The sequence below is a fragment of the Vibrio sp. 2033 genome, assembly GCF_033339735.1.
Map to the genome: position 1 here is coordinate 1 of NZ_JAWOVC010000783.1, position 527 is coordinate 527.

General features: G+C 43.8%; 1 pseudogene. It reads left to right on the top strand.

Annotation, left to right across the window (positions count from 1 at the left end):
* Positions 1-527 (top strand): annotated as a pseudogene (locus R7P74_RS29070) (bifunctional metallophosphatase/5'-nucleotidase); the annotation flags it as partial.

A 527-nucleotide genomic window follows, 5' to 3' on the forward strand; every position in this document is an offset into this window, starting at 1 on the left:
GAGCTATCAACCGGATTCACGCAGTGCGCAATACCTTGTGAAAGAGTTTAACGGTGTAAAAGTCGCTATTTTTGGTTTGTCTATCGATAAAATGAGCGATATAGCAAACCCTGACGCCGATACGCCATTTATGACTGCAATTGAAACCGCGAAAGCGACGGTCGCACAAATTCACAATGATGGAATCAAAAACATTATTTTACTGAGTCACCTAGGTTACGAGGGCGACTTAGAACTTGCAGAGCAAGTAGAAGGCATCGGTATCATCGTGGGTGGTCATAGCCACCGTTTGCAAGGTGACTTTACTGCGATTGGTTTGGGTGAAGATGATCCTTATGGTATCAAAGTAAATGGAACCTACGTTGTGCAAGCCGGTTTCCATGCCCTGACCATGGGCCATTGTGTGCTTGAGTTTGACGAAAATGGCCAAGCAACCATGTTGAATGGTCAAAATGAATTACTGTTAGGACGCCGTATTTTCTGGGATTCAACATTGAATCAACAATTGGACCAAGGCGTATTTGAAA